Origin of the sequence: Streptomyces sp. S4.7 (assembly GCF_010384365.1) — a bacterium.
GTDB lineage: Bacteria > Actinomycetota > Actinomycetes > Streptomycetales > Streptomycetaceae > Streptomyces.
The window spans coordinates 2481426-2507222 of sequence record NZ_CP048397.1 but is presented as its reverse complement, the minus strand read 5'-3'; the positions used below and the strand labels follow the sequence as shown (position 1 = coordinate 2507222).

The 25797-nt window shown below is 71.6% G+C and carries 23 protein-coding genes and 1 tRNA gene; 9 read left to right on the top strand and 15 right to left on the bottom strand.

Annotated elements, in window-relative coordinates:
• Positions 1–60 precede the first annotated feature (60 nt).
• The 3 genes from SSPS47_RS10975 to SSPS47_RS10965 all read left to right on the top strand — a co-directional run bounded on the left by SSPS47_RS10975 (position 61) and on the right by SSPS47_RS10965 (position 4391).
• Positions 61–1419: a peptidoglycan-binding protein gene (locus SSPS47_RS10975; RefSeq protein WP_164250643.1), complete on the top strand. Its 1359-nt coding sequence runs from the start codon at positions 61–63 to the stop codon at positions 1417–1419.
• 14 nt (positions 1420–1433) lie between these two features.
• The gene (locus SSPS47_RS35285) at positions 1434–3644 is read left to right on the top strand and encodes an SPFH domain-containing protein (protein WP_239064848.1); all 2211 of its coding nucleotides are present in this window, start codon (positions 1434–1436) and stop codon (positions 3642–3644) included.
• A 153-nt stretch (positions 3645–3797) separates the two neighbouring features.
• The gene (locus SSPS47_RS10965) at positions 3798–4391 is read left to right on the top strand and encodes a lytic polysaccharide monooxygenase auxiliary activity family 9 protein (protein WP_147875442.1); all 594 of its coding nucleotides are present in this window, start codon (positions 3798–3800) and stop codon (positions 4389–4391) included.
• 164 nt (positions 4392–4555) lie between these two features.
• Here the strand turns inward: SSPS47_RS10965 and SSPS47_RS10960 are convergent, their stop codons facing one another.
• The 5 genes from SSPS47_RS10960 to ehuB form a co-directional block, all read right to left on the bottom strand.
• On the bottom strand, positions 4556–5314 hold the full coding sequence (locus SSPS47_RS10960; protein ID WP_164250641.1) for an IclR family transcriptional regulator C-terminal domain-containing protein: 759 nt from the start codon (positions 5312–5314) through the stop codon (positions 4556–4558).
• 254 nt (positions 5315–5568) lie between these two features.
• On the bottom strand, positions 5569–6393 hold the full coding sequence (ehuA, locus tag SSPS47_RS10955; RefSeq protein ID WP_164250640.1) for an ectoine/hydroxyectoine ABC transporter ATP-binding protein EhuA: 825 nt from the start codon (positions 6391–6393) through the stop codon (positions 5569–5571).
• A complete protein-coding gene (gene ehuD / locus SSPS47_RS10950; protein ID WP_164250638.1) occupies positions 6383–7033 on the bottom strand; it encodes an ectoine/hydroxyectoine ABC transporter permease subunit EhuD in 651 nt (216 codons plus the stop codon). Before ehuD ends, ehuA begins: the two co-directional genes overlap by 11 nt.
• Positions 7033–7773, bottom strand: coding sequence for an ectoine/hydroxyectoine ABC transporter permease subunit EhuC (gene ehuC, locus SSPS47_RS10945; RefSeq protein WP_203557820.1), 741 nt, complete (start codon positions 7771–7773; stop codon positions 7033–7035). The genes ehuD and ehuC overlap by 1 nt, the downstream gene beginning before the upstream one ends.
• Entirely contained in the window at positions 7770–8690 is a 921-nt protein-coding gene (gene ehuB, locus SSPS47_RS10940) for an ectoine/hydroxyectoine ABC transporter substrate-binding protein EhuB (protein WP_164250636.1), read from the bottom strand. Before ehuB ends, ehuC begins: the two co-directional genes overlap by 4 nt.
• Positions 8691–8870: 180 nt before the next feature.
• On the opposite strand from ehuB, the gene SSPS47_RS10935 reads away from it, so the two are divergent.
• Positions 8871–9371: a DUF3830 family protein gene (locus SSPS47_RS10935; protein WP_078077198.1), complete on the top strand. Its 501-nt coding sequence runs from the start codon at positions 8871–8873 to the stop codon at positions 9369–9371.
• A 108-nt stretch (positions 9372–9479) separates the two neighbouring features.
• On the opposite strand, the gene SSPS47_RS10930 is transcribed toward SSPS47_RS10935, so the two are convergent.
• Positions 9480–10889, bottom strand: a complete 1410-nt coding sequence (locus SSPS47_RS10930; RefSeq protein ID WP_164250634.1) for an amidase — start codon at positions 10887–10889, stop codon at positions 9480–9482.
• Positions 10882–11832: a D-2-hydroxyacid dehydrogenase gene (locus tag SSPS47_RS10925; protein WP_164250632.1), complete on the bottom strand. Its 951-nt coding sequence runs from the start codon at positions 11830–11832 to the stop codon at positions 10882–10884. Before SSPS47_RS10925 ends, SSPS47_RS10930 begins: the two co-directional genes overlap by 8 nt.
• 130 nt (positions 11833–11962) lie before the next feature.
• On the opposite strand from SSPS47_RS10925, the gene SSPS47_RS10920 reads away from it, so the two are divergent.
• The 3 genes from SSPS47_RS10920 (at position 11963) to SSPS47_RS10910 (ending at position 14795) form a co-directional block, all read left to right on the top strand.
• Positions 11963–12925 carry an aspartate/glutamate racemase family protein gene (locus SSPS47_RS10920; protein WP_164250630.1) on the top strand — a complete coding sequence of 321 codons (963 nt, stop codon included), beginning with the start codon at positions 11963–11965 and terminating at the stop codon, positions 12923–12925.
• Positions 12922–13641 carry an aspartate/glutamate racemase family protein gene (locus tag SSPS47_RS10915; RefSeq protein WP_147875433.1) on the top strand — a complete coding sequence of 240 codons (720 nt, stop codon included), beginning with the start codon at positions 12922–12924 and terminating at the stop codon, positions 13639–13641. Before SSPS47_RS10920 ends, SSPS47_RS10915 begins: the two co-directional genes overlap by 4 nt.
• 86 nt (positions 13642–13727) lie before the next feature.
• Entirely contained in the window at positions 13728–14795 is a 1068-nt protein-coding gene (locus SSPS47_RS10910) for an LLM class flavin-dependent oxidoreductase (protein ID WP_164250628.1), read from the top strand.
• 6 nt (positions 14796–14801) lie between these two features.
• Here the strand turns inward: SSPS47_RS10910 and SSPS47_RS10905 are convergent, their stop codons facing one another.
• Positions 14802–16694 carry an EAL domain-containing protein gene (locus SSPS47_RS10905; protein WP_164250626.1) on the bottom strand — a complete coding sequence of 631 codons (1893 nt, stop codon included), beginning with the start codon at positions 16692–16694 and terminating at the stop codon, positions 14802–14804.
• Between the two features lie 297 nt (positions 16695–16991).
• Here SSPS47_RS10905 and SSPS47_RS10900 point away from each other — a divergent pair, with 297 nt between their 5' ends.
• Positions 16992–18263: a M6 family metalloprotease domain-containing protein gene (locus SSPS47_RS10900; protein ID WP_239065243.1), complete on the top strand. Its 1272-nt coding sequence runs from the start codon at positions 16992–16994 to the stop codon at positions 18261–18263.
• Between the two features lie 72 nt (positions 18264–18335).
• Here SSPS47_RS10900 and SSPS47_RS10895 read toward each other — a convergent pair.
• The 7 genes from SSPS47_RS10895 to SSPS47_RS10865 form a co-directional block, all read right to left on the bottom strand.
• Positions 18336–18409: transfer RNA gene (locus tag SSPS47_RS10895), tRNA-Lys, on the bottom strand.
• Between the two features lie 83 nt (positions 18410–18492).
• The gene (locus tag SSPS47_RS10890; RefSeq protein WP_239064847.1) at positions 18493–19155 is read right to left on the bottom strand and encodes a hypothetical protein; all 663 of its coding nucleotides are present in this window, start codon (positions 19153–19155) and stop codon (positions 18493–18495) included.
• A gap of 132 nt (positions 19156–19287) precedes the next feature.
• Positions 19288–19635: a hypothetical protein gene (locus tag SSPS47_RS10885; RefSeq protein ID WP_164250624.1), complete on the bottom strand. Its 348-nt coding sequence runs from the start codon at positions 19633–19635 to the stop codon at positions 19288–19290.
• Between the two features lie 92 nt (positions 19636–19727).
• The gene (locus tag SSPS47_RS10880) at positions 19728–21083 is read right to left on the bottom strand and encodes an AAA domain-containing protein (RefSeq protein WP_147875429.1); all 1356 of its coding nucleotides are present in this window, start codon (positions 21081–21083) and stop codon (positions 19728–19730) included.
• Positions 21080–22753, bottom strand: a complete 1674-nt coding sequence (locus SSPS47_RS10875) for a hypothetical protein (RefSeq protein WP_164250622.1) — start codon at positions 22751–22753, stop codon at positions 21080–21082. The genes SSPS47_RS10880 and SSPS47_RS10875 overlap by 4 nt, the downstream gene beginning before the upstream one ends.
• Entirely contained in the window at positions 22744–23898 is a 1155-nt protein-coding gene (locus tag SSPS47_RS10870; protein ID WP_239064846.1) for a hypothetical protein, read from the bottom strand. Before SSPS47_RS10870 ends, SSPS47_RS10875 begins: the two co-directional genes overlap by 10 nt.
• Positions 23855–24934: a phosphatase PAP2 family protein gene (locus SSPS47_RS10865; RefSeq protein WP_164250619.1), complete on the bottom strand. Its 1080-nt coding sequence runs from the start codon at positions 24932–24934 to the stop codon at positions 23855–23857. The genes SSPS47_RS10870 and SSPS47_RS10865 overlap by 44 nt, the downstream gene beginning before the upstream one ends.
• A 233-nt stretch (positions 24935–25167) precedes the next feature.
• On the opposite strand from SSPS47_RS10865, the gene SSPS47_RS10860 reads away from it, so the two are divergent.
• Positions 25168–25764: a histidine phosphatase family protein gene (locus tag SSPS47_RS10860; RefSeq protein ID WP_164250617.1), complete on the top strand. Its 597-nt coding sequence runs from the start codon at positions 25168–25170 to the stop codon at positions 25762–25764.
• The last annotated feature ends 33 nt before the right edge of the window (positions 25765–25797 follow it).

Sequence of the window (25797 nt, the reverse complement as noted above, 5' to 3'; positions counted from 1 at the left end):
TGTGGCTCCTGACGCGCGTGCAACACGGCACAGCATCCTGTCGAGTGTGGAGGGGATCGCATGAACTCACCGGTCTTCGAGGAATACGAACCCGCTTGCGACTGCCCCTGTGGCGGATGCGCCGAGCAGCGCCATCTGCTGGCCCAGGGCCTGCCCCTGCGCGCGGGCGGCCACCCCGCCGCACACGGCGCGCGCCGTGTCCTGGTCCTCGCCACCGCGGCCGGTGTCGCCCTCGGCGTCACCGGCGCCGGCGCGAGCGAGGCCGACGCCGCCTGGCCCGCGCTCGGCACCGCGACGGCGGAGGGGGCGGCGCCGTCGGTGGCGACCGCGGCGGTCGCCGAACCGTATCCGGCGACCCCGCAGGGCGCGAGCGGCCCGCTGCACGGCCGCCCGTCGGCCGGACCGTCGGCGAACCACTCCGTCGACACGCTGCGCAGGATCAGCCGCGCCGACATCATCAACCGCGCCAAGCGATGGGTGAGCGCGAAGGTCCCGTACTCCATGACGAAGTACTGGTCCGACGGCTACCGCCAGGACTGTTCGGGGTATGTCTCGATGGCCTGGAACCTGGACGGCAACGAGTGGACCGGGAGCCTGTCCCGCTTCGGCACCCGGATCGACAGGAGCGACCTCCAGCCCGGCGACATCCTGCTGTTCCACAACCCGAAGGACCCCAACAAGGGGTCACACGTGACGATCTTCGGCGGGTGGACGGACTACACGCACGACTACTACATCGCGTACGAGCAGACCAAGCCGAACACCCGTGCCCTGTCCACGCCGATGGCGTACTGGAGCAATTCGGCGAGTTACGTGGCGTACCGCTACAACGGCGTGACCTCGGGCACCGCCGGCAGCCCGGCGGACACACCGGACGAGACCCCGGCGGCGGGCTTCCCCGGTGCGAAGTCCTTCGGGCCCGGTGCCGACAACGCGCATGTGACCCGGCTCGGCGAGATGCTCGTCGGCCGGGGCGGTGGACGCTTCTACGACGTGGGCCCCGGACCGGGCTGGGGCGAGGCCGACCGGCGTGCCACCGAGGCGTTCCAGCGGGCGCAGGGCTGGCGGGGCGCGGAGGCCGACGGGCTGCCGGGGCCCGACACCTGGCGATACCTCGTGAACGGGCTCGGCAAGGACATTCCGAAGGCGGGGGCGGCCGGTCCCGGCGGTACGAGCGCACGGCCGGCGTTCCCGGGGGCGGACCGGTTCCGGCCGGGGAGGTCGAACTCCCACGTCACCAGGCTCGGCGAACAGCTGGTGAAGCGCGGCTACGGCCGGCACTACGTCTCGGGCCCCGGCCCGAGGTGGGGCGAGGCCGACCGGCGCAATGTCGAGGCCTTCCAACGGGCGCAGGGCTGGCGCGGCAGCGCGGCCGACGGGTACCCCGGCCCCGAGACTTGGCGACGACTCTTCGCATGACGACGGAGGCAAGGATGACCACACAGACATCGCAACCGAACGGCGACGGGCAGATGCTGCGCGGCGCACAGGCGCTCCGGGCGGCGGCACGCAACGCGCTGACGGCACGGAGGCCGGTCGAGCCTGTGGAGCCGGTGGAACCGGTCGAGCCGGTGGAACCGCACGAGGCGCGGGAGCCGACGGATCCGCCCCGGCCGGTGGAGTCGACAGGGCCGACCGAGCCGGTCGCGGCCACCGGGCCCGAAGCGCGGCCGGAGCCCCCGTCGGCCGCGACGACCGGGGGGAACGAGGCCGGCTGGCACCAGAACGTACGCCCCCTGACGGGGCCGACCGAGCCTCGCCCACCGCAGGGGGAGGACCCGCCGGGACGCGCGGACATGTCCGCGAAGCGGCCCGAGGAGCCGGAGCCCGGCCTCGGGGCCGGTCAGGAGGCTTGCTACGGCGGGACGGTGGCCGAGGAGGGCCGGGAGCCCGCGCCGGGATCCGTTTCGGTGGAACTGCCGGTGGAGGCTGGTGCCCCGCTGTTCACGGCCGCCGCCGGTGCGGAGTCCGGCACCGTGTCGCAGGTGGCGGCCCCGGCCCCGTTCGCCGGGCAGGAGGTCCGCCCGGAGCGGGAGTTGGAGTCCGCGTCGGTGGAGGCGGGCGCCTCGCTGTACATCGCCGGTGCGGAGCCGGAGTCCGTGGCCGGTGCCCCGGCGACCACCGGGTTCGCCGGGCCGGGCCCGGTCCTGGAGCCGGTTCTGGAGCCGGTCGTGGAGCCGGAAGCCGCCGATGTGCCGCATTCGCGGGGCGAGTCCTGGGCGATGGCCACGGCGGAGCAGGGCGGTGGCGTGGGCGTGGACATCGCCGTGCCCGCGACCGATGACGGCCCGTCGGCCCCGGACGCCGGTACGGCCCCGCCGTCAGCCGCGGCGGAGAACGACCGGGCCCCGTACGACGTCGAGGGCGTGACCGCCCCGGCCCCGGCGTCGCCCGGCGCGGACCCGGGCGACCCCGCCGAACCGGCGGACTCCGCCGGGCAGAGCGGATCGAGCGCGTCGAGCGGCATCCCCGCCCCCGTGTGGGACGTCACCGTGCGGACCGGGTCCGGTTCCGCCGTACCCGCCCGCGCCGCCCTCACCTTCGACAGCCACCGGTGGAGCCCGCTCATCGTCGGCGAGGCCACCCACGAGATCCCCGTCCATCTCCTCTTCCGCGACGAGAAGTCGGCCGACCCGGCCGCCGGGCGCACCAGGACCCGGCGCGGACCCGTCGTCCCCGCCCCCGTCGTACCGCCGGTGCTGGCCCCCAGCTCCATCTCGCGCCCCGCCACGCCCGTGGACACCAAGCTCGTCGAGCGGCCCGGTCCCACGCTGCCCGGCTGGGCGGCGGGGCTCGTCGGTGTCGCCGGGCTGATCGGCTGTCTGACGGTGCTCTGGTGGGTCGGGGCCGTGCCCGAGGCGCTGACCGAGATGTTCGGGCTGGACTCGAACCACTACCACGGCATCGGGATCGGGATGTGGGCGCTGCTCACCGCCGCCGTGAGCCTCACCCTCTTCGCCTTCGGTGGGCTCGGCCGCGGCCGGGTCGGTCACGCCTGGGTGCTGACGCTCTTCGGCGAGTACCGGGGGAGCGTGCGCCGTACGGGACTTCTGTGGGTGAGCCCGCTCCTGCTGCGCCGGCGTGTGGACGTACGGCTGCGGCACTGGCGCAGCGAGCCGATGTCCGCGGTCGACGCGAACGGCACGGCGCTGCGGGTCGTCGTCCTGGTGGTATGGCGGGTCAGGGACACCGTCCGGGCGGCGCTCGGGGTGCGCGACCACGAGGAGTACCTGCGCGAGCAGGTCGAGGCGGCGATGGCGCGTGTGCTCTCCCAACTGCCCGCCGACGCCTTCCACGAGACCGCGCCGACGCTGCGCAACGCCGAGGCCGTCGGCGAGGCGCTGACCCGGATGCTGTCGGCCGAGTGCCGCCCGGTCGGGCTCGACGTCTTCTCCGCGCAGCCGACCCGGATCGAGTACGCGCCGGAGATCTCGGCGGCGATGCAGCGCAGCCGGATCGCGGCGATCGACGCCAGGCACCGGGACACCGTGCTGACGTCGGTGGTCGACGCGGTGGACGACACCGTGCACCGGCTGACGTCGCGGGGGCTCGTGGAGCTGGACGACTACGAGCGCAAGGTGCTGGTGAAGGACCTGACCGTCGCGTTCTACACCGGCAGGCACGGTCTCAACGAGGGAAGCTGACCGATGTCCAAGCATCGGTGATTGGTCTGGACCTTTCTTGGTCGTTGTTATGGACACGATCAACGTCCGTCAATACTGTGTGACTTGGTCTAGACCTGATTGCGCAGTCAGGAGTCACCGCACGTACTCCCCACGGTCCCCAGGAGCGAGAGCATGCGAAAGAAGAGAATCAGCGCCGCGGTACTCGGTCTCGCGGTGGCGGGCGTGTCCCTGCTCGCCACCGGCAGCGCGAGCAGCCACGGCTACACCGACTCACCGATCAGCCGTCAGAAGCTGTGTCAGAACGGCACCGTCACCGGATGCGGGAACATCCAGTGGGAGCCGCAGAGCGTCGAGGGGCCCAAGGGCTTCCCGGCCGCGGGTCCCGCCGACGGAAAGATCTGCTCGGGCGGCAACGGCCAGTTCGCGCAGCTCGACGACCCGCGTGGCGGCAACTGGCCCGCCACCAACGTGACGGCCGGTCAGGGCTACAGCTTCCGCTGGCAGTTCACCGCCCGGCACTCCACGTCGGACTTCCGCTACTACATCACCAAGAACGGCTGGGACCCGACCAAGCCGCTCACCCGCGCGGACCTCGACCCGCAGCCGTTCATGACCGTGCCGTACGGCAACCAGCAGCCGCCGGCCACGCTCGTCCACCAGGGCAGCATGCCGACCCAGAAGACGGGCAAGCACATCGTCCTGGCGGTCTGGAACGTCGCGGACACCACCAACGCGTTCTACGCCTGCTCGGACGTCAAGTTCTGATCAGTCCGATCCCGTTCCATCAGCATGTGACCGGCGAGGGTCTGATTCATCGCTGACCGGGCCGGGCCGTCGTACGCGGGGTGTGTGCCGCACCCCGCCCGCCGCGGCCCGGTTCCGGGCTTTCCCGGCCCGGACGCGCGGGGCCGCCCGGTGGGACGGCCGGGTCAGATGGCCAGCGAGAGCGCCATCGGCGCGGCGCCCCGGTTGAGCGTGTCCGCCGCCGAGCGCAGCCGGTGCGCGTGCTCGATGGGCATCGACAGGGCCAGACAGCCCACCGCCGAACCCGCCGTCAGCGGCACCGCCGCGCAGACCGTGCCCACCGCGTACTCCTGGAGGTCCAGGATCGGGACCGTGGACGGCTGGCTGTCCAGCTTGGAGAAGAGCACGCGCTCGCTGGTGATGGTCCGTGAGGTGAGGCGCGCGATCTTGTGCCGGGAGAGATGGTCCCGGCGGCTGTTCCGGTCGAGCTGGGTGAGCAGGCACTTGCCGACGGCGCTCGCGTGCGCGGCCGAGCGGAAGTCCACCCACTCGTTCACCGCGGGCGCGTCCGGCCCGTCGGCGTACTGCGTGATCCTGACCTCGCCGTCGATGTAACGGCTGATGTAGACCGCCGCCCCGACCGAGTCGCGCAGCTCGGTGAGTGTGTCCTGGAGCTTGGTCTCCAGGGCCTCCTCGCGGGTGGTGCCGGTACCGAGCAGGACCAGCGAGTCCCCGATGACATAGGCGCCGTCCGAGACCTGCTCCACATAGCCCTCGCGGCGCAGCATCGCCAGCATCGGGGCGAGATGGCCGGTCGGCAGGCCCGTCTCGCGGGCGATCTGGACGTCGGTGACACCGCCGACGTGCTTGGAAACCGTTTCGAGGACGCGCAGGACGTATTGCACCGAGTGGAACGGCGCGGTCGGCTCCGGCTTCAGCGCCACGGTTTCCCCCTACCAGGTTGTGACCGCAAGCTTCCCTACCACGATAGCCGCCAAGGGCCTTTTCCGGGGCGGCTGTTGAGCAGAATGACACCCGTCACAGTGGCCTCATCTGGGCGTATCGCTCTGGCATATGCCGGAGTCAATGACGTTGGCGGGGACCGGCCGGGAAAACGGGGGAACCCGGTCCGCCGGGTCGGACCGGGTTCCCCCGAATAACGCGAGGCGAGCGCCCCTTCAGTGCGCCGGGCGCACGCCTACAGCACCGCGCTCAGGAACTCCCGCGTGCGCTCGTGCTCCGGGTCGCTGAAGATCTTCTCCGGCGGCCCGGACTCGATGACCCGGCCCGCGTCGAACATCAGTACGTCGTCGGAGATGTCGCGCGCGAAGTTCATCTCGTGAGTCACGCACAGCATCGTGATGTCCGTCGTGTGGGCGATGTCCCTCAGCACATCGAGGACGCCCGCGACCAGCTCCGGGTCGAGCGCGGAGGTGACCTCGTCCAGCAGCAGGACCTGCGGCCGCATCGCGAGCGCCCGCGCGATGGCCACCCGCTGCTGCTGCCCGCCCGAGAGCTGGCTCGGGTACGCGTCGCAGCGGTCCCCGAGACCCACCAGGTCGAGCAGGCCGCGCGCCCGCTCGTCGGCCTCGTCCTTGGACAGGCCGAGCACGTGCACCGGGGCCTCGGTGACGTTCCGCAGGACCTTCATGTTGGGGAAGAGGTTGAACTGCTGGAACACCATGCCTATGTTCTTGCGCACCTCACGGACATGGTTCTCGCCGGCCGGGACGAGTCTGCCGTCCTTCTCCTGGTGCGTGAGGTACTCACCCGCCACCTTGATGGTGCCCTCCTCCGGCTTGATCAGCGTCATCAGCAGTCTGAGGATCGTCGTCTTGCCCGATCCCGAGGCACCGATCAGCGTCACGTGCTTGCCGGAGTTGACCGTGAAGTCCAGTGAGTCCAGGACCGTGTTGGACCCGAAGCGCTTGGTGACCTTGTCGAAGCGGATCAACTCGCTGCCGTCTGCGGCGGGATTGGCCGTTTCCCTGGAGGTGTTGAGGGGAGTGCTGTCAGCGGACAAGGCGACGCTCCAATGCTCGCATGAGAAGGGATGCCGGATAGGAGATGACGATGAAGGCCACACCCACGACGGTGAAGACCTCGACGGTCAGGAACGACTCGGAGGCGAACTGCCGTGCCTGGCCGAGCATTTCCATCACTCCGATGACGAAGATCATCGGAGTGTCCTTCAGCATCGCGATGACGTAGTTGCCCAGCGCGGGCACGACGCGGCGGATCGCCTGCGGCAGGATCACCGCACCCCAGGTGCGGGACCTCGGGAGGCTGAGCGCCTTGGCCGCCTCCCACTGGCCGGCCGGGACGCCGTCGATGCCGGCCCGGTAGACCTCGGCGGTGTACGTCGAGTAGTGCAGGCCCAGGCCGACGACACCGGTCACCATGGCGCTGAGCGTGACACCCCACTCGGGGAGCACGTAGTAGAGGAAGAACAGCTGCACGAGCAGCGGGGTGTTGCGGACGAACTCGGTGAGGATGTTCACCGGCCACCGCACCACCGCCAGGGTCGAGCGCTGGGCCATCGCCCAGACGAGACCGAGGGCGAAGGCGAGCAGCGCACCCAGGACCAGTGCCTGGAGAGTGACGAGCAGGCCGTCCCAGAACATCGGCATGAAGTCGCCGACCGCGGACCAGTTCCACTCCATCAGCTCTCACCTCCCGCGCTCGCCGAAACGGCGTTCCGGCGGAAGAGGCCGAGCTTGCTCACGACGCCCCCCGTCTTCTCGGGGCGCTGGCCGATCCCGGCCTTCGCCTGTCGTTCCAGGACGCGCATGCCGCGCGTGAGCACGAAGGCGAGCACGAAGTACATCAGCAGGATGACCGTGTAGACGGGCGCGCTCTCGCCCGTCGCGTTACGCACCAGCGACGCGCCGAAGGCGATGTCGGCAACGCCCATGATGGAGACCAGTGCCGTGCCCTTGAGCAGCTCGATCAGCAGGTTGTTGAACGGCGGGATCATCTCCGGCCAGGCCTGCGGCAGGATGATCTTCCGCAGCTGCTGGGCGGGCGTGAAGCTCAGTGCGATCCCCGCCTCGCGCTGAGCGGGAGCCACGGCCTGCACCGCGCCGCGGACGACCTCGGAGCCGTACGCCCCGTAGGTGAGCCCCAGCGCCAGCGTCGCCGCCCACATCGGGACGAGCTGCCAGCCGAAGCCCAGCGGGAGCACGAAGAAGATCCAGAACATCAGGATCAGCGCGGACGTACCGCGGAATATCTCGAAGTAGGCCCCGGATATGAACCGGACGATCCACAGGCGGTGGGCGCGGGCGAGTCCGACGACCAGCGCGACCACGGCGGCCAGCGCGGAGCTGAAGATCGTCAGCTGGACGGTGATCCACACGCCTTCGAGGAGGAGTTTCCAAAGGCCCCAGGTGATCTCACTCATGGCGCGCACTTCTCCTTCGCCGTGATGGTCGTCATCTGGTCCTTCGTGAAGCCGAAGGGCCGCATGATCTCCAGCAGCTCACCGCTCTTCTTGAGCTTGTGCAGCTCGCGGTTGAAGGAGTCGCGGAGGTTCGTCTCGGGCGAGCGGAAGGCGAAGCCGCCGACGTCGGTGACGGGCTTGCCGTCGACGATCGGTGTGACCTCTTTGGTCGCCTCGGCCTTCGTGCTGTCGGTCTCCTTGATCACGTTGAACACCGTGACCGCCGTACCGGCGAAGACGTCGACGCGGCCCTGTTCGACGGCGAGCAGCCCGGCCAGCTGGTCGGGCAGGGTCGTGATGCTCTTGACCCCGGCCTCCTCCGCGTAACCGATCTCCGCGTAGCCGACGCCCGTCGCCATCCTGGCGCCGGCGTCGGCTATGTCCTTGTACGTGTGGAGATTCTTCGGATTCCCCTTCGGCACGATGAACGCGTCGAGCATCTGGTATTCGGGGTCCGCGAAGATGACCTGTTCGCAGCGCTCGGGGTTGATGTACATCCCGGCGGCGACCACATCGAATTGGAGCGAGTTCAGACCGGTGATCAGTGAACCGAACTCGGTGGCGAAGGGCTGGACGCTGTCCACACCCAACTCCTTGAAGATGCGTGAGGCGATGGCCGGGGCGGAGCCCGTCATCTCACCGTCCTTGCCGATGTAGCTGTACGGCTGCTCGCCCGCCAGTCCGAGGCGCACCGTTCCCTTGGCGCGCAGCTGATCGAGGAGGGTCCCCCCGTCCCCGTTGTCGGCGGTGGCCACGCGGCTGCATCCGCTGGTGGCCCCGACAGCGCCCGCGACACCGAGTGCCGCGGCACCCGCGAGCAGCGAACGGCGCCGGAGCCCTCTTCCTGTGCTTGTGTTGTTCCCCTTTAGTGGAGCCATAGGCGCGCGGCTACCCGAAACGACAGAGGGTATGCGGATTATTTTCGGACCGATATGCCTATCGTTGTCCACGCGTCACATACGAGAGACGAGGCCCTTCGGCCCCGCATTCGTGCGGCGGGGGCGGGTATTCATGGCCGGACACAGGCTTACGAACCGACCGGAAGGGCGCGAAGACTTATGAGCGACCGCTTCATCGAAGTGTCCCTGGACAAGCGCGGCGTCCGCTGCACCGCCAAGCTCCTCGATGACCTGGCCCCGATCACCTGCGCCGCGGTGTGGGAGGCGCTGCCGCTGGGCGGTGACGTCTACCACGCCAAGTACGCGCGCAACGAGATCTACGCGCTGATGCCCGGGTTCGCCGCCGAGGAACCGCCGCTGGAGAACCCGACGGTCACCCCCATTCCGGGTGACCTGTGCTACTTCACCTTCTCGGACACGGTGCTCGGCACCACCTCGTACGGGTACGAGGAACAGGCCGCGCACCGGGGCCGCCGTACCGTCGTCGACCTCGCGCTGTTCTACGAGCGCAACAACCTGCTGATCAACGGCGACACGGGGTGGATCCCCGGGATCGTCTGGGGCTCGGTGGTCGAGGGCCTGGACGAGATGGCCGAAGCCTGCCAGGACCTCTGGCGCGCGGGCGCGACGGGCGAGACGCTCAACTTCCGGCGGGTCTGAGGGGCTCGCCCTCGGCCGCCGGTCCGGCTGCGTTCTCATCGCCGGACGGGCCGCATTCGCGGCCCGTCCGGCGATTGAGGACAGCCTGTCCTGCGAACCCGGCAGGGGCTACGCGCCGGTCGGGGCCGGGAGGGACGCCGCGCCCGACTCGTACAGCGCGTGGGCCGCCCGCATCACCAGGGCGTCCGCGTGGCGCGCGCCGATCAGCTGGAGGCCGATCGGCAGCCCGTCCTCGTCCACCCCGCACGGCACCGTCGCCGCGGGCTGCTGCGTGAGGTTGAAGGGGTAGGTGAACGGGGTCCAGCCGGTCCAGCGGCGGTGCCCCGAGCCCTTCGGCGTCTCCACACCCGCCTCGAAGGCCGCGATCGGCAGCGTCGGCGTCACCAGCAGGTCGTACGTCTCGTGGAACCGGCCGAGCCGCCGCCCGAGCTCCATCCGCGCGTCCACGGCGGCCAGATAGTCCAGCGCGCTCGCCCGCTCCCCCTCGGCCACGACCTCCCGGAGCCCCGGGTCGAGCAGCTCGCGCTGCTCCTCGCCGAGCGGCTGCGTCACCCGCGCCGCACCCGAGAACCACAGCGTGTGGAACGCCTCCACCGGGTCCGGGATGTCCGGGTCGGTCTCCTCGATGTACGCGCCCAGCTCGGCGAGCCGCTCCACCCCGCGCCGTACGGCCGCCGCCACGGACGGCCGCACCGCGACCTGGCCGCCGAACGACGGCGAGTACGCGATCCGCAGCCCCGCGACCCCCTCCGACAGGGTGGCGGTGACACCCGGTGCCGGGGCGAGCTGCGACCAGTCGCGCCAGTCGGCGCCGCTGATGACGTCGAGCAGCAGCGCGGCATCGGCGGCGTCGCGCGCCATCGGACCGGCGTGCGCCAGCGTGCCGAAGGGGCTGGACGGGAAGAGCGGGATCCGCCCGTAGGTGGGCTTGAGCCCGAAGATGCCGCAGAACGACGCGGGGATCCGGACCGAGCCGCCGCCGTCGGTGCCGATCGACAGCGGTCCGGCGCCGAGCGCGACCGCCGCCGCGCTGCCGCCGCTGGACCCGCCCGCCGTCCGGGACAGGTCGTAGGGGTTACGCGTGACCCCGTTCAGCGGCGAGTCCGTCACGCCCTTCCAGCCGAACTCCGGCGTCGTCGTCTTGCCGATGAGGACCGCGCCGTGCTCGCGCAGCCGCGCCACCGCCGGCGCGTCGTCCGTCCACGGGCCCGCCGGGTCGACCGTCCGCGAACCGCGCAGGGTCGGCCCGCCGCGCTGGAGGAAGATGTCCTTCACGGAGACCGGGACACCGTCGAGCCGCCCCCGCGGTTCCTTTCTGTGCCACCGGTCGGCGGCGTCCTCCGCGGCGGCGAGCGCCTCTTCTGCGTCGACCCGGACGAAGGCGTTGACGAGCGGTTCGACCGCCTCGATCCGTTCCAGCGCGGCGCGCACCGCGTCGACCGGCGAGAAGTCGCCCTTCTCGTAGCCGGCCAGCAGCTGTCGTGCGGTGAGATCGGTGAGGAACATGGACTCAGTCATGCATGGGGACGTACCCACGTTTCTTGTCCACCACGTTAGGCAGTGGGTCTCCGGACGCCCAGATGTCGTAAAGGTCGACGAACTGCTCGCCCAGTCGGTCGCGCCAGCCGACGGTGTCACCGCTCATGTGGGGCGACACGATCAGGCCCGGCACGTCCCACAGCCGGCTCTCCGGATCGAGCGGCTCGGCCTCGAAGACGTCGAGGGCGGCGCCCGCGATCCAGCGCTTGGCCACGGCGTCCGCCAGCGCCTTCTCGTCGACGAGCTGGCCCCGTCCCACATTGATGAAGTGCGCCGAGGGCTGCATCAGACCGAAGAGACGCGAGTCGAACATGCCGCGCGTGCTCTCGGTGAGCGGCGCCGCGCAGATCACCCAGTCGGAGCGGGTGAGCAGCCGGTCCAACTGGTCGGCGCCGTGGATTCCCGGGCGCGCCGTGCGGCCGGTGATCGCCACCGTCACGCCGAGCGCCCGCAGGGTCCCGGCGATCGCCCGGCCGATCGGGCCCGCGCCGACGACGGTCGCCCGGCTCTCGGCCACCCGTAGTCCCTCGCGGTGGCGCCAGCGCCGCTGACGCTGTAGTTCGAGAGTTCCCGGCAGATCCTTGGCCATGGCAAGGACAAGACTTGTCACATATTCGGCAATGGGTTCCTCGAAGATGCCGCGGGCGTTGGTGACGATTGTTTCGGAGTTGATCAGTTCGGGGCAGAGCAGCCGGTCCACGCCGGCGCTCGCCGTGTGCACCCAGCCTGGCCGGGGCCCGTCCCCCGGCCAGGCCAGCCGGATCGCGTCGGATGTGAAGTCCCACGCCAACAGGACGTCAGCCAGGGGGAGTTGGGAGGCGAGCGAGGACTCGTCGGCGTACCGGACGTGCGCCCGACCGGTCAGCCGGCCGAGGCGCGGCGGCGGGTCGGCACCCAGGACGAGAAGGGTCGGTACGGTCATCGGGGGAGCCCTTCGGATCGGGGCGGAAATTTCCTCCAGGAAAATTCGTTGCAACGTATTTCCTGTGCTCATTGACCACGCTCGCATTCAGCTCCTACCGTCGTCAACAACAGCCAAAGGGGGCCGTGAGATGGATGTCTCCTTTCTGGGTGGACCGCAGCCGCAGCGTGGTGTCGGTGTGGTCGCCCCATTCGACTTTGCCCTTGATCGTGAACTCTGGCGTTGGATGCCCGACGAGATCTCGCTGCGCCTGACCAGGACCCCTTATGTCCCCGTCGAGGTGTCGCTGGACCTTGCCAGGCTCGTGAGTGAGCACGAGACGCTCGGAGAGGCGGTGATGGCCCTTGGCGCGTCCGAGCCGGAGGTGATCGCGTACGCCTGCACGTCGGGCAGCTTCGTCGGCGGTGTCGTCGGTGAGCGGGCGATGTGCGAGGCGATGAACAGGGCGGGCGAGGTGCCCTCGCTCACCACCTCGGGCGCGCTGCTGGAAGCGCTCGAAGAGCTGGGCGCGAAACGGATCGCGCTGGTCACCCCCTATACGGAGTCGGTCACCGAGTCGCTGGAGGAGTACCTGGCGGAGGCCGGGGTAACCGTCACGGGTCGCGCCTTTCTGGGGCTGACCCGGCACATCTGGAAGGTGCCGTACAGGTCGGTCGTGGACATGGCGCGGCAGGCCGTCGTCGGCGCGGCCGACGCGCTGTTCATCAGCTGTACGAACCTGCCGACGTACGACGCGATCCCGCAGTTGGAGGCCGAGCTGAGGATGCCGGTGCTTTCGGCGAACCAGGTCACGATGTGGGCGGCCCTGCGCAGAATCGGCGCGCACGCGGTCGGCCCCTACCAGGGCCTGCTGCTCAACCCGCCCCCGGCGCGCCACATGCCTACGCTGGAGAGGATGGGAGAAATCCCTGAGATGCCCGAGGCCCACCGGATCCCGGAGATCTCCGGGATCGGTGACATCCCCGGCATCGCGGAGATGGAGCGGATGGAACCGGTCCAGCACCTGCAGGACGTCCATCCGGTCCAGCCCGGCGAGTGGGCGCAGCCCTCCCAGCCGGACGCTCCGACCGAGGAACAGGAAGGGTGGACATGACGACCGTCGGACTTCTCTACCCCGGCCACTCCGCCGAGGACGACTACCCCCGTCTGGAGATGCTCTTCGACAGCGACATCAGACTGCCCCTCGTCCACACCGACATCGGTGAGGACGCCCACCGGGTCGACGCGCTCCTGGAAATGGGCTCGGCCCGGAGGCTGGCGGACGGTGTCGAGGAGCTGCGGATGGCGGGGGCCGAGTCCGTGGTCTGGGCGTGCACGAGCGGCAGCTTCGTGTACGGCTGGGACGGTGCCCACGAACAGGCACGGCAACTGGCCGTGGAGGCGGGACTGCCGGCCTCCAGCACCTCCTTCGCCTTCGCGCACGCCGTCCAGGCGCTGGGCGCCCGGAAGGTCGCGGTGGCCGCGACCTATCCGGAGGACGTCGCGGGCTACTTCGCCGCTTTCCTGAAGGCGGCGGGCATCGAGGTGGTCTCCACGCGCGGCAGCGGCATCATCACGGCGGCCGAGGTCGGCACCTGGGGCCGGGACGAGGTACTCGCCCTGGCCCGTGAGGGCGACCATCCGGACGCGGAGGTGGTCCTGCTCCCGGACACGGCGCTGCACACCGTCGCGTACCTCCCGGAGCTGGAGGCGGCCCTGGGCAAACCGGTCCTCACCGCGAACCAGGTGACGGTCTGGGAAGGGCTGCGCCTGGTGGAACGCCACGCGTGGGCGCCCAAGCTGGGAACGCTGTTCGCGAGCCGCGACTGATTCCCGGCCCGGTCCGGGAATAAAACGGAGCCGTCCTCCCGTTGGTGCGGGCTGTACGTACTCCCGCACCAGAAGGGCCCGCACCGGTGGTTGACGCAATTCGAGGTACGGCGCTGGGCAGCGCGCCCGTGCCGCTGTCCGTCCTGGATCTGGTCACCGTCGGCAGCGGGAGCACCGCCCGGCAGTCACTGCGGACCAGCGTGGAGATCGCCAGGCTCGGCGAGCGCAGGGGCTACCACCGCCACTGGGTCGCCGAGCATCACTCGATGCCCGGTGTCGCCTCCTCGTCGCCCGCCGTGATCCTGGCCCATCTCGCCGCCCACACCGAGCGCATCCGGCTCGGTTCGGGCGGCGTGATGCTGCCCAACCACGCGCCGCTCGTCATCGCCGAGCAGTTCGGCACCCTGGAGGCCCTCGCCCCCGGACGGGTCGACCTCGGGCTCGGCCGGGCGCCCGGCACCGACGGGGCCACGGCCGCCGCGCTGCGCCGTACCGACCGGCTGAACGAAGGCGCCGACGACTTCCCGCAGCAGCTCGCCGAACTCACCCGCTTCCTGGACGACGACTTCCCGGACGGGCACCCGTACGCGCGGATCCACGCGGTTCCCGGCCCCGTCCAGGGCCCCGCCGCCCGGCCGCCGATCTGGCTCCTCGGCTCCTCCGGCTTCAGCGCCCGGCTCGCCGCCACGCTCGGGCTGCCGTTCGCCTTCGCGCACCACTTCTCGGCGCAGAACACGATCCCCGCGCTGGACCTCTACCGCGAGTCCTTCCGGCCCTCGGCCGTGCTCGACGCCCCGTACGCGGTGATCGGCGTCGCCGCTCTCGCCGCCGAGGACGAGAACGAGGCCCGCCGCCAGGTCCTGACCGGTGCGCTGTCGATGCTGCGCCTGCGCACCGGGCGCCCCGGGCTCGTCCCGACCCCCGAGGAGGCGGAGGCGTACAGCTTCAGCCCGCAGGAGCGCGACTTCGTCGACGGCTGGCTGACGAACATCGTCCACGGCACCCCGGACGCCGTCCGCGCCGGCCTCGACGACCTTCAGAAGCGCACGGGCGCCGACGAGCTGATGCTCACCGCCAATGCCCACGGCGGTGACGCGCGTCTGCGCAGCTACGGCCTGATCGCCGACGCGTACGGCCTGCCGGACGGTCGGTGAGCGGGGTCAGACCTTCAGCGGGCTGACCCCGATCATCTCCGCGATCCGCTCCGGCCCCACCGCCCGCGAGTACAGCCAGCCCTGCCCGGTGTCGCAGCCGATCCGGCGCAGCCGGGCGGCCTGGCCCGCCGTCTCCACGCACTCCGCGGTGACCGTCAGGCCCAGCCGGTGGGCGAGGTGGACCAGCGTCTCGACGATCGTCTCGTCCGCCGGGTTGGGGTGGACGCCCTCGTCGTAACGGAAGCCCCGGACGAAGGAGCCGTCCAGCTTCAGTACGGAGACGGGCAGCCTGCTGAGATACGCGAGGTTCGAGTAGCCGGTCCCGAAGTCGTCGATGGCGATGCGCACGCCCATGTCGCTCAGCGCCTGGAGCGCCTGGAGCGGCCGGCCCGCCGAGCCCATCACCGCGGACTCGGTCAGCTCCAGTTGCAGCAGACGCGGCGCGAGCCCCGTCTCGGCGAGGATCGCCCCCACGTCGGCCACCAGGTCGGAGTCCCAGACCTGCCGTACGGCGACGTTGACGCTCACGAACAGCGGCCGGTCCGCCGGGTGGTCGCGCTGCCACTGACGGGCCTGGAGACAGGCCGTACGCAGCACCCAGCGGCCGAGCTGGACGATCGAGCCGTCCTCCTCGGCGATGCCGATGAAGCGGTTCGGCGCCAGGATGCCGAACTGCGGGTGGTCCCAGCGCACCAGCGCCTCCACGCCCTGTACGACTCCGTCGGCCATCCCCACCAGCGGCTGGTACTGGAGCACGAACTCGTCGCGCTCGACGGCCGGCCGCAGCGTGGACGACAGCGCCTGGCGGGTCATCCGGTGGGCGTTGCGCTCCGGGTCGAAGAGGGTCCAGCGGGCCTTGCCGTCCGCCTTCGCCCAGTAGAGCGTCGTGTCGGCGACCTGCATCAGGCCGGTGGGGGTGGTGCCCTCGGCGGACCGTTCGACGACGCCGATGGACGCCGAGACGGAGAGCCGCTGCCCGGCGAGGTCGAACGGGAGCTGGAGGGCGGCGAGCACGGCGCGGGCGAGATCGGCGAGCTGTTCCGTACCGGCCGAGTCCTCGACCAGGATCGCGAACTCGTCGCCGCCGAGGCGCGCGACGAGGTGATGGCCGCCGCGGCTGTGGCCGTCGTTGTCGGCGCACTCGGTCAGCCGGGCCCCGACGGCGGCGAGCAGCCGGTCGCCGACACGGTGTCCGAGCGTGTCGTTGACGGCCTTGAAGCCGTCGAGATCCAGGTAGCAGAGACCGATCCGCCCCGTTCTGCCATGGTCGTACGACGATTCGAGCGCGGTGGAGAGCCGCTCGAAGAACAGCGTGCGGTTGGGCAGCCGGGTCACCGGGTCGTGCATCTGGAGATGGCGCAGCCTGGCCTGGAGCTCGCGCCGCTCGCTGATGTCGGTGAGGGAGAGCAGGACGCTGCCGCCGTCGGGCAGGGGCGTGACGGTGACCTCCGCCCAGAGCGCGCGGCCGTCGGGGTGTTTGAGGCGGCGGGTGCAGCGGAAGCGGGAGCGACGGCCGCGCAGCACCTCCTGGTACGCGTGCCAGGTCCGGTCGTCGGAGGCGAGGTCGACCAGGTCGGCGGCGGCGCGCTCGTGCAGCGAGTCGCGCTCGGTGCCGATCAGTTCGGCGAGGGCGTCGTTGACGGTGACGACGGTTCCCCGCCGGTCCACGACGGCCATGGGGAGCTGGGCCGCGTTGAAGGCCGCCCGGTAGTCGCCGTGCTCCTTGTGCTCTTCGTGGTCGCGCGTCTCGGGGGCGGGGAGCGTGGAGGGGTGCCGTTCGCCCCGCGTACGACCCCGGTCGTCCTGTACGGCCAGAGCATGACACTCCGTGACCGACGGTGCGGCGGAGTGGGGCGCCGCGACTGCCGCGGGCTGGGGCCTTTCGGAGGTTCCGCTCACGGCTCGCTCCCGCAGTGCAGTGGTGTCGTACAGGGGTGTGATTCGCGATGATCGGCGCAGGAAAGTCTGCCGATCATAGAGGCTGGCCGGTCGGCCGTTCCAGCTCTCCGACGGTGAACCGGGGCGCGCGAGGTCGACGCCGATCGGCGGACGATCGTTTCTGCGCGCCTGTGGCCCGACCTGTCGTCGACCTGATCGATTGTGACTTTCCGTGATCCGCCGGGGGTGTCGGTCCGCTCACCCAACTGGGCCAGCGGAACAGGGCGTACCGCAGTAAAAGGACGGAAAGTGGGTGAGCTGTCCCGCATTCCGCAGCCGGAGGTCCACGTGGAGCGTCGCCTGACACCCGGGGGAGTGGACCGGCCGCGCCTGCGCAGTACGGCCGCGGCCTTCACCTCCCTCGTCGCGGTCGCCGCCACCTCACTGGTGGCAGGCCCCGCCGTCGCCGACCCCGCAGGACCCTGTGCCCTCCCGCGTACCACCGCGCACCACTCGCTCGGCCTCGACACGTGGAACGCCTCCTACCCGCGCCCGGCCAGGACCCTCGACGCGGTCATGGTCTTCCTGTCCTTCCCGGACGCGGCCCCCCGGATCGAGCCCGCCGACCTGGTGGCCGACCACTTCCCGGCGACCAGCAGATTCTTCGAGCGGGCCTCGTACGGGAAGTTCGCGCTGCACCCGCATCCCCGGCTCCAGTGGATCGACATGCCGCGGGCGTCCACCGACTACGTCATAAAGCGCGACTGGGCGCCCCAGATGCGCACGGCGTATCTGCGGGACGCGCTGGCGGTCGCCGATCCGGTGATCGACTTCTCGCGGTACGACGTCGTCTACCTGGTCGCGGACCCGGACGCGCCCGGTGTGGATTCCGACGCGACGAAAGTGGTCAATTTCGATCATCCGCTGACCGCGGACGGTACGGACATCAAGCGCGTCGTCACCGTCTTCGAGCGGCACCCGCCGGACCGCAACGTGCTCGCCCACGAGACCGGGCACGTCTTCGACCTGCCGGACCTCTACCACCGGCCCACCGACGGCAAGGGCGACTGGGACACCCATGTCGGAGACTGGGACGTGATGGGCAGCCAGTTCGGCCTGTCGCCGGACCTGTTCGGCTGGCACAAGTGGAAGCTGGGCTGGCTCGGCGGGCGGCAGGTGAGCTGTGTGAAGCCCACCGGCAGCAGCATGCTCACCCTGGAACCGCTGGGCGCGGCGCCCGCGGCCGGCGCGGGCGCCGGGACCCGGCTCGCGGTGGTCAGGACGGGCGAGCACTCGGCCCTCGCGATCGAGGCGCGCGGCTCGACCGGCAACGACGCCACCACGTGCACCGAGGGTGTGCTGATCTACCGGGTGCGGGGGGAGACGGAGTCGGGCGGCGGCCCCATCGAAGTGGTGGACACCCACCCGGACAGCGAGGCCTGCTGGGACCAGTCGGTCTACCCGCCGCTGGCGGACGCGCCGCTGGGGGTGGGGGAGACGTTCACGGTGCCGGGGGAGGGGACGAAGGTGGAGGTCGCCGACCGTACGCGGGCGGGAGCCTGGACGGTCAAGGTGACGACGGGGGTGTGAGGGGGAGAGGGGCGGGGCGGGCGGGGGGACACGAAGAAGCCCCTCGCTCTCGCGAGGGGCTTCTCCTGTCTGTGCGCCGCCAGGGACTCGAACCCCGGACCCGCTGATTAAGAGTCAGCTGCTCTAACCAACTGAGCTAGCGGCGCCTGCTGACGTCGTAGACCTTAGCACCAGGATCGGTGCGAAGAAAAATCGATATGACAGGCCCCGGAAGGCGCTGGAGCGCTGCTCAGGGGCGGGTACCCGGCAGGTTGGACACCGAGCCGTTCCGTGGGCGGGGGACCGCCGTCCGCGGGGTGGGTCGGCTCGCCCGTACGCAGGCCCACAGCAGGACCTCGGGCCCCGGCAGCCACGGGTGGCGGGTGTCGGGGGCCACCACCCAGCGCGGTGCCGGCCCGAAGGCGGGAAGCAGCGACGGTACGGTCACCGCGTCACCGGAACCGTGGCAGAGCAGCGGCGGAACGCTCGGCGGCGCGCCTTCGGGGACCGAGCGGCCCCACTCCTCCCAGGACAGCAGGGAGGGCAGCCGCTGGGCGGTGCCGGGGGCCGCGAACAGCATCATGCGGCCCCGGTGCGTGGCGACGGGCCCGGAGCCCGGCCCGTCGGACCAGAGCCGGTCGAGCATCCGCCTGCCGAAGACGGCGGGTACGTTCACGATGTCGAAGAGGACGCCGCAGGGCAGCACGCCGGGGGCCGTCGGCCTGGCCTCCCAGAGGGAGAGCGTGGAGCGGGGGTACGGTCCCGCGGAGGCGAGCCATCCGGCGCCGGCGGCGGTGACCTGCGCGCTGTGGTGGCGGCCTTCCTCGCGGAGGTAGGTGAAGACGTCGGTCCGGCGCTCGTCGTCGCAGGACCCCGGACTCAGAGGGGACTCATCTCGCAGCCATGCGCTCATGACGACTACATCTACCTGGAGTAATCGACCCGTTCCGGGGAGTTGCGCGAAACCGGGACAGGGTGGGGCGGGACGGCGTAACCTAAGGCCCGGCATATGCCAGAGGGGCGGGCAGCTTTCAATTGCGCCCGCTCACTCCCCGGGCGTGCGCCCGTTGCGCATCAGATCGCGCCCGAACTCCACCATCTTCTTCGCGTAGTCCTCGGTCCACTGGGCCCGCTCGGCGATGTCGGCGGGCGTCAGCCGGTCGAACCGCCGGGGATCGGCGAGCTGCGCGGCGGCGACGGCCTGGAACTCCACGGCCCGGTCGGTCGCCGCCCGGAAGGCGAGCGTCAGCTCGGTGGCCCGGTCCAGCAGGGCGCCCGGGTCGTCGATCGACTCCAGATCGAAGAAGTGCTCGGGATCGGCGGCGGCCTCGGAGGGCTCGAACAGCAGCGGAGCGGGCCGCAGCCGTCGCTGACTCGACTCGGATTCCGCCATGTGTTCCTCCTGCTGCTCCTGGTGGGGGCGTGTGTGACGCCGTACGTGCCGTTTCGGCCACCGTCCATTGTCCCGCCCCGCGCAAGAGTGCCTCACTGTTGCCAGGGCACGCGGTGTTCGGAGAGGTGGGAGAGCACCGCGTGGTTCGCCTCCCAGCCATCTGGAAACTTGATCGTCACGCCCAGTTGCACCGGCTCCGTCGAGGGGTGTTCGTCGAGCAGTTCCGGGACGCCCGCGCGGCAGACCACGATGCAGGCGTGCCGGTGCCGTGAGGTGAGCACGCACAGGCGGCCCGTCTCCAGGTGGAACGCCGTCGCGTCCGGGCGGCCCGAGAGCGGGTGCAGGACGACTGTGACGTCGAACTCACGGCCCTGGAGCCGGTTCGCGGTGTCCACGGCCACACCCGTCACCCCCAGCTCCGCGAGGGCCGCGCGGATCGCCGCCGCCTGGTCGCGATGCGCCGTGCCCACCGCCACGCGGTCGGCCGTCAGCGGCGCCGCGTCCGGGCCGCGCTCGCCGACCGTCGCGCCGCCCCGGTCCAGCAGCCGCCGGACGACCAGGGCCACCGCCCGCACCGCCTCGGGGTCCGTACGGGGCGTACGCCGCGCGGGCAGCTCCAGCAGACCCCAGCCGGACGCCGCCGCCTCGTCCACCACCCGGTCCGGGCCCGAGCCGTCGGAGGGCACGGCGAAGGTGAGGCGCCGGTCCGCCGGGCCCGTACCGCTGCGGAAGGGCGTGTACGGGTAGAACGCGTCCGACACCAGCGGCGCGGCCGACGCGGGCAGCCGCCACGACACCGGCAGCCGGTGCTGCGGCAGTTCGGGATTGTGCGCGAGGAGTGTGGCGACCGCGCTCGCCGACGGGTCGTACGTGAGCCCCGCCCACTGATCGGCGCCGACCACGCTGAACGGGTCCAACTGGCCCGGATCCCCCACGAAGAGCGCCCGCTCGAAGAGCCCCGCCACGGCGAGCAGCGCGTCCGAACGCATCTGGTACGCCTCGTCCACGATCGCGTGCCGCCAGGGCTCGACGCCCTGCACGTGCGCCCACTTCGCGGCCGTCGACACGACCACGTCCAGGCCCGCCAGATCGCCCGCCTTCGCCGACTTCCGTACGGACGGCAGCTCGTTGAGCGACGGGTCGTACGGATCCGGGTCGTTGCTGTGCAGACGGCCCACCGGCAGGTCGGGTGCCTTCTCGGCGAGCCGCGTGACCAGATCGTCGACCTGGGCGTTGGTCTGCGCGACGACCATCAACGGCCGCCCCGCCGAGGCCAGTTCGAGCGCGGCGCGCACCACGAGCGTCGACTTGCCCGCACCGGGCGGCGAGTCGACGACCACGCCCCGGTACGCACCGTGCAACGTGTCGTGCAGGATCGCGTCGGTGGCCCGCGCGGCCTCGGCGCCCGGGTCGAAGCCGGCCCGGTCGGATACGACGGCGGCGGTCACAGGAAGTCCTCCTCGGTCACCGGATCAGGGAGCGGCAGTGGCGGTGGCGCTTCAGCGGCCTCACCGGCAGCCGTGTCCGGGGCGACAGCGACCGCGGCCGTGACGGCACCCGCCCCCTCAACGCCCGGCGGACCCCCGTGCGTCCACGGCGTCTCCTCCGTCGACGGCAGCTTCGGCCCGCCCCGCTGGTCGTGTTCGAACAAGGTCCAGGCGATCCGGTCGCCCTTCTCCGGGAGCGAGCCCTCGGCCGGCTCCTTGCCGCGGCCCATCCGGTCCGTCAGCCGCACCACCAGCGTGCCGTCCCCGGCCGGGTCCCACCCCACGAACTCGGCCGACTGCGGTCTGCCGTCCAGCGACCGGTAGACCTTCGTGCGCACGCCCAGCTGCGGACTGTCCTCGCTGTACAGCGTGATCAGCGGGCGCGGGCTGGGGCGCCTGCTCTCGCTGTAGGCCATCACCACGTCCGTCACCTCGCCGATGAACGCCTCGCCCGACAGCCTGCGCCCGGCCAGCACCAGCGGGTCGTCCAGGGCCTCCTGCGCCTCCAGCTGCCCCTGCGCCGTCTCCCGCGAGGCGAGCTTCTGCGCCGCCGTCACCGCGTCGTCGTGCCGGGGCTGCGGCGGCTCACCGGAGCGCACCCGGTCACGGTGGCCGGTGAAGGACCAGCGGTCGCGCGTCCAGCGGTCGGCGACCCGCGCCCCCTCCGGCAGCTCCCGCAGCAGGTCCAGCCCCCGCCACACCGCGTCCCACGTCGGCCGCGCCTGGCTCTCCAGCAGCGCCCGGATCTCCCGCTCGGCCCTCGTCAGCCGCCCCAACTGCTCGTCCGCGCCCAGCCCGTCCTGCGCCGCCCCGAGGGACTGCCGCGCCCGGTCGTACGCGTCGATCGCCGGTGCCAGCAGCCTGTTGTCGAACGCCGGGTCCGTCGCCGGACCCGCCGGCGGGCAGAGCAACTGGCCACGGCCGTCCCGTGCCGTCTCCGCACGCAGCGCGGCGTCCCGGCCCGAACCGCCGTCCGGCGGCGGGTCGATCCAGGCCAGCAGCGCCCCCAGGTGCTGGTCCTCCAGAGTGGACTGCCCCGTCGCCCAGTGCCTGTTCAGCAGATCGGTCGCGGCCAGCAGCAGTGACGACCCCGGCACCCGCGCCCGCTCCCCGTAGTGCGTCAGCCAGCGGCCCAGCAGCGGCACGCGCACGGGCGCCGGATACGGCGTGTCCGGGTCCTGCTCCGCCGTACGCCGGAATCGCATCGAGCGCCCCAGCAGCCGTACGAAGTTCACACCCGGCCGGTTCGGCACGATCAACTGCGGTGCGTCCACGCACAGATCGACCTCCACCTTGACGCGCTTGCCCGTCTCCGGGTCGGTCTCACTGCGTTCGGCCGGTTCCACGTCGTCCGCGTAGGCGTCCAGATGAGGCAGCAGCACCTCCGCCAGATCGGCGAGGAACGCGAAGCGCAGATCGCGGTCGCGCGGCTGCGCCACGGTCAGCAGCCGGGGCGAATCACGGTCCGTACCCACGAGCGCGCCCAGCGGGGCGCCGGCCTCACCGGCCGTGGTGAGAGGGACGAACACGAGCGGGCGCGCCGAGAGCCGGCGATGGCACACGGTGGCCAGCGGCTGCGCGCGCCCGCTCTCCACCGCCTCCAGCCGGGCCAGTGTGCTGATCAGCGACATACGGCGACCGTGCCTTCGGGGACGGACTCCAGCGCCTCGGCGCGCAGCGCGGCGGCCCGCCGCAGCGCCACCACCGTCGGATCGTCGTCCGCGGTCCCCGGCACCGTCTCACCGCGCGCCGCCGCCAGGACGGCGCCGACCGTCGTCAGACCGCCCAACTCGCCCCGTACGCCCCGTCCCAGCGCCTCCACGGCCCCGGCGGAGCGCGCCCGGCCCCGGCAGTGGAAGGCCAGCTCGCAGGCCGCCAGGCACTCCGGTGCGTACGCCGCCGTCACGGAGTCGACCGCCGCGGTCAGCTCGGCGGGCGAGCACCGCTCCAGATCGAAGCTGGTGCCCTCCGGCAGAGTCGCCGCGATGTCCTCGATCCGGGTCAGCCGGGTCAGCTGCCGCCGGGTCACCGAACGCTGTTTGCGTACGTCGACGACCGACGCGGTCGGCAGGTTGGAGAAGTCCCTGGGGCAGACCAGCAGCACCGAGTGGTCCACGCGGGCGCCGGTCACCCGGTCGGCGACCCGCTCCAGCGCCAGCACGTACACGGCAGCCTGCCGCGCGGCGGCGCCCACCTTCGACGCGTCGGCCGAACTGTCGATCATCGGGAAGGACTTGATCTCCACGACCGTCCACCGGCCGTCCGGATGCACCACCACGGCGTCCGGCTCCAGATAGGCGGGCGAGCCCGCCACCTCCAGTGCGAGCAGCGGGTGCACGAGCAGCGTCCACGCCCCGGCCCCGGCGGCGGTCGCCTCGCGCAGCGCCAGCGCCGTACGCGCCGCGCGCCCCTCGGGGCCGGCCGCCGACAGGTCCGGGACACGCACCTCACCGGGCACCGGCGCGGGCGAACCCGCGCCCATGCGCTCGTGCAGCAGGCGCATCAACTCCGTGCCGCCGTCGGCCTTGACACGCGCCTCGAAGGCGTTGCCGCGCATGAACGCGAACTGCGACTGTCCGAACGGGGCGGGGGAGCCGAGCGCCGCCGCGAGTGCCGTCTTGTCGACCCCGGCGCCGTCCAGCAGCGCACGGCGTCCGCAGCCGGGATTGGCGGCCAGGGCGGCCAGGGCACGGGCATCCAGCGGATGCGGCGCGACGTCCGGTCCGCGCAGCTCAGCGAGTCTTTGCCGGAGCGTCGTCGGTCGCGGCTCCGCCACTGCCGGGGGTGCCGGTGCTGCTGTTGGTGCGGGTGCGCTGCCCGGGGAATCGCTCACCCGCGGAAGTCTCGCATCCGTCACTGACATTCGGAGGTTTGACCGGGGACCTGGCCACCGCGGACTTGCCCGGAAGGTTCGGGGAGTTCGAGGCAGGGGACGTCACGACCGTGGACTTCACGACCTCGACGGACTGACGCCGCTGACCCGGCACCGATCGCTGTCCCGGTCCCGCCACGAGCGGCAGCCGCGCGAGCCCGCCCACGAACGCGTACCGGTCGGCCGCGCGCGTCCGGGCCCGGTCGGCGGCCCGCAGCGCGGGCGCCGTCAGCAGCGCCCCCGCCCCCATCACGAGGCCGCCGGCGACCGCGTCGAGGAAGTAGTGGTTCGCCGTCCCCATCACCACGATCACGGTCAGCAGGGGGTAGACGATGCCGAGGACCCTCATCAGCGGCGTCCTGCCGTGCCGCCACAGCAGCACCCCGCACCACAGTGCCCAGCCGACGTGCAGGCTCGGCATCGCGGCGTACTGGTTGGTCATCCCGCCCAGTCCGCGCGGCGCGCTCGCCTCGGCGCCCCACCAGCCGTACGAGCTGTACTGGGCCATCGTGTCGACGAACCCGTACGACGCGTCGAGCAGCCGCGGCGGGCACGTCGGGAGCAGGGTGAAGCCGATCAGGCCGAGCAGCGTGGAGAGCATCAGCCAGGTCCGTGCGGCGCGGTACCGCGCGGGGCGGCGGCGGAACAGCCAGATCAGCACGGCGGGGGTGACGAGGTAGTGCAGCGAGGCGTACGCGAAGTCGGCGGGTATGCCGATGGCCGGCGTGCTGGTGAAGAGTCTGTTGAGCGGATGCTCGGCGTTCAGGAAGAACGCCTTCTCTATTCGCAGGATCGCCAGACCGTGGTCCACAGCCGTCGACACGTCGCCGCGCGCCAGAAGTCTCCCGGCCGAGTACGCCCCGTAAACCACCACCAGGAGCAGCAGTTCGGCCCACCAGCGAGGCCGGTGGGCGGTGCGCGCATGGACGATCTGCGGCATCCGGACGCTCTCCCTCAATGTGTTTACGCGGCCTTCCGCCGACGTTCAACCGTACGGTGTAGGCGATCGCACGTATGCGAGGGGTCCCCCTACGGACCCTGGTGCGGCGACGGGGCCTCCGCGGCCTCACCGAGGGCTGCCCATTGGGACGCCGAGATCGTCCCGGAGGTTGCCCCGCGTTCAGGTACGGGATGATGGGAGGGCACCTGTTGTGAACCTCAGGGAGAGCTCCCATGGCACCGCGCATCCTCCTCGCCCGGCACGGTCAGACGGCGTGGTCGCGGTCCGGCAGGCACACCGGGAGGACGGATGTCCCGCTGCTCGACGAGGGCAGGCGCGGCGCCGAGCTGCTGGGGGAGCGGCTGCACCGGGAGCCGTGGTCCGGCCTGCGCGACGCGGAGATCCGCACCAGCCCGCTGCTGCGCGCGAGCGACACGTGCGAACTCGCGGGGTTCGGCGGCCGGGCGCGGGAGTGGGACGCGCTGATGGAGTTCGACTACGGCGCGTACGAGGGCATGACCCCGGCCGAGATCCAGGCGGTGCGGCCGGGCTGGTTCATCTGGCGCGACGGCGTCCCCGACGGCGAGACCCTGGCCGCGGTCGCCGCACGCGCCGACGAGGTCGTGGCGTGGGCCCGCTCGGCCGACCGTGACGTACTGGTCTTCGCACACGGCCACATCCTGCGCGCGATCGGCGCGCGATGGCTGGGGGAGGACGTGTCCTTCGCCTCCCGGATCCGTCTGGCGCCGACGTCACTGTCGGTCCTGGACTGGGCGTACGGGGCCCCCGCGATCGACATCTGGAACGACACGGGGCATCTGGCGGGCTGAGGTCCGGCTGTCCCCGAACGCCGGACGGGCCCT

What these genes read in the sequence shown, in the direction of transcription:
- SSPS47_RS10915 (WP_147875433.1), top strand. Translation starts at nt 12,922, where the DNA reads ATGACGACCGTCGGACTTCTCTACCCCGGCCACTCCGCCGAGGACGAC.
- SSPS47_RS10975 (WP_164250643.1), top strand. Translation starts at nt 61, where the DNA reads ATGAACTCACCGGTCTTCGAGGAATACGAACCCGCTTGCGACTGCCCC.
- SSPS47_RS10930 (WP_164250634.1), bottom strand. Translation starts at nt 10,889, where the DNA reads ATGACTGAGTCCATGTTCCTCACCGATCTCACCGCACGACAGCTGCTG.
- SSPS47_RS10920 (WP_164250630.1), top strand. Translation starts at nt 11,963, where the DNA reads ATGGATGTCTCCTTTCTGGGTGGACCGCAGCCGCAGCGTGGTGTCGGT.
- SSPS47_RS10935 (WP_078077198.1), top strand. Translation starts at nt 8,871, where the DNA reads ATGAGCGACCGCTTCATCGAAGTGTCCCTGGACAAGCGCGGCGTCCGC.
- ehuB (WP_164250636.1), bottom strand. Translation starts at nt 8,690, where the DNA reads ATGGCTCCACTAAAGGGGAACAACACAAGCACAGGAAGAGGGCTCCGG.
- SSPS47_RS10890 (WP_239064847.1), bottom strand. Translation starts at nt 19,155, where the DNA reads ATGAGCGCATGGCTGCGAGATGAGTCCCCTCTGAGTCCGGGGTCCTGC.
- SSPS47_RS10875 (WP_164250622.1), bottom strand. Translation starts at nt 22,753, where the DNA reads ATGTCGCTGATCAGCACACTGGCCCGGCTGGAGGCGGTGGAGAGCGGG.
- SSPS47_RS10925 (WP_164250632.1), bottom strand. Translation starts at nt 11,832, where the DNA reads ATGACCGTACCGACCCTTCTCGTCCTGGGTGCCGACCCGCCGCCGCGC.
- ehuC (WP_203557820.1), bottom strand. Translation starts at nt 7,773, where the DNA reads ATGAGTGAGATCACCTGGGGCCTTTGGAAACTCCTCCTCGAAGGCGTG.
- SSPS47_RS10865 (WP_164250619.1), bottom strand. Translation starts at nt 24,934, where the DNA reads ATGCCGCAGATCGTCCATGCGCGCACCGCCCACCGGCCTCGCTGGTGG.
- ehuD (WP_164250638.1), bottom strand. Translation starts at nt 7,033, where the DNA reads ATGGAGTGGAACTGGTCCGCGGTCGGCGACTTCATGCCGATGTTCTGG.
- SSPS47_RS35285 (WP_239064848.1), top strand. Translation starts at nt 1,434, where the DNA reads ATGACCACACAGACATCGCAACCGAACGGCGACGGGCAGATGCTGCGC.
- SSPS47_RS10885 (WP_164250624.1), bottom strand. Translation starts at nt 19,635, where the DNA reads ATGGCGGAATCCGAGTCGAGTCAGCGACGGCTGCGGCCCGCTCCGCTG.
- SSPS47_RS10965 (WP_147875442.1), top strand. Translation starts at nt 3,798, where the DNA reads ATGCGAAAGAAGAGAATCAGCGCCGCGGTACTCGGTCTCGCGGTGGCG.
- SSPS47_RS10860 (WP_164250617.1), top strand. Translation starts at nt 25,168, where the DNA reads ATGGCACCGCGCATCCTCCTCGCCCGGCACGGTCAGACGGCGTGGTCG.